Origin of the sequence: Terrisporobacter muris (genome assembly GCF_024621905.1) — a bacterium.
GTDB lineage: Bacteria > Bacillota > Clostridia > Peptostreptococcales > Peptostreptococcaceae > Terrisporobacter > Terrisporobacter muris.
In genome coordinates this window covers 1-1,988 of record NZ_JANKBY010000489.1, presented here as the reverse complement: position 1 = coordinate 1,988, position 1,988 = coordinate 1, and the positions used below count along the sequence as shown (strand labels likewise).

Annotated in this window: 1 protein-coding gene; it reads right to left on the bottom strand. The window is 25.9% G+C overall.

From position 1 onward, the window contains the following. Nucleotides 1-1,988, bottom strand: a 1,988-nt coding sequence (gene priA, locus NSA58_RS19615) for a replication restart helicase PriA (protein ID WP_257560889.1), incomplete at both ends; no start/stop codon positions are given.

Sequence of the window (1,988 nt, the reverse complement as noted above, 5' to 3'; positions counted from 1 at the left end):
TTATACCTTTTAATAAATTAATTTCAATATTATCATCTTTAAATAATAATTGATATCTATAATTTTGATTAATTTTTGAAATAGCACAAGGGCTCGGTCCTAATATAAAGTCAAAATCTTCTACTCCTCTTTCTTTTAATAAATAGATAAGAGAGTTATACATACTTTTTATATTCTTTTCAACTAGTTTCTCACTTTTTCCACTTACTACTACACTTATCATATTATTAAATGGTGCATAGCTAAAAATCTTTCTTACCTTTATTTCATCATCATAGAAACCTTCAAAATCATAATTTAAAGCTCTTCTTATTACATAATGATCTGTATCATATGTTTGAAGTATTACTTTACCTTCTTTATCACTTCTACCAGCTCTTCCAGATACTTGAGTTATCAATTGAAATGTGGCTTCAAAACTTTTAAAATCTGGAAGATTTAACATCATATCTGCTGATAAAATACCAACCAGAGTTACATCTTCAAAGTCCAAACCTTTACTAAGCATTTGAGTCCCAATTAAGATATTTGCTTCTTTGTTTTTGAACTTATTTAAAATATTATCAAGTTCACCTTTTTTAGATGTTGTATCTTTGTCCATACGAAGAACTTTTGCATTACCAAAGAGTCTTTTTATTTCTTCTTCAACTTTTTCTGTTCCTATTCCAAAAGGCTTAACATAATCACTCCCACATTCTGGACAAGTTTTAGGTATTATTTCTTCATATCCACAATAGTGGCATCGTCCAGTATTTTGGTGTTTATGATAAGTCAATGATATATCACAGTTTTTGCATGAAAAAACATACCCACACTTTCTACAAGAAACAAAATTTCCATAACCTCTTCTATTTAAAAATAATATAACTTGATTATTTTCACTCAAAGCTTCTTTAATTTCATTTTGCAAACTATAAGAAAACATACTTTTGTTACCTAGAGTCAATTCATTTTTCATATCAATTAACTCTATCTTTGGAAGTGGCTTTTTATTTGCCCTTTTTTTAATAGTAATTAAGTTGTATTCATTATTTTTTGCTCTATAATATTCTTCCACTGATGGTGTTGCAGAACCAAGAACCAAAGTAATATTTCGCTTTAAAGCCATGTATTTACCTACTTCAATAGCAGAAAACTTTGGATTTTTTTCTGATTTATAGGCACTTTCATGAAATTCGTCAATTATTACTACACCTAAACTATTGAATGGTGCAAATAAAGCTGATCTAGCGCCAATTAATATTCTTATTTTTCCATTTTTTATAGCTTTAAAAACGTCATGCTTTTCTCCTTCAGATAGTCTACTATGAAAAACTCCTACTATATCACCAAATCTATTTTTCAATCTAGATATAGTTTGAGGTGTTAGAGAAATTTCTGGAACTAAGAAAATACTATCTAAGCCTTGTTTTAAAGCATAATCTATTATTTCCATATAAACTTCTGTTTTTCCACTACCTGTTACACCATGAATCATATAAGGCTTTTTATTTTCATCAAACATTTCTGAAGTTATTTTTTTTATTGCATCTTCTTGTTCTTCATTAAGTATAATTTCTTTTTTATTTTCATCATAATATTCTTTAGGACTTCTATAATAATCTCTTATATTAAATATTATTAAGTTTTTATTTTGCAAAGAAGTTATACTTGATTTTGAAACTTTTAATAATTTAATTAAATCATTAATTTCTACTTCTTCATTATATTTTAAAAACTCGATAATTTCTCTTTGCTTATCTCCTAATCGAATTTTATTGTATGAAATATATTCTTCAATAATATTAGGCTCCATACTCAATGATACATAACAAATTTTCTTTTCATTTTTTTGACTTTTATAATTCCAAACTATATTAATTAAATTATCTTTTTTCATTTTTAATAAAAGATTCTTTATAGTAGATGAAAGCTTTAAATCCTTAGGATTACTATTTTCTTCTATTGCCTTTTCTTTTATTAATTTGTCTAATTTTATCTTAAGATCG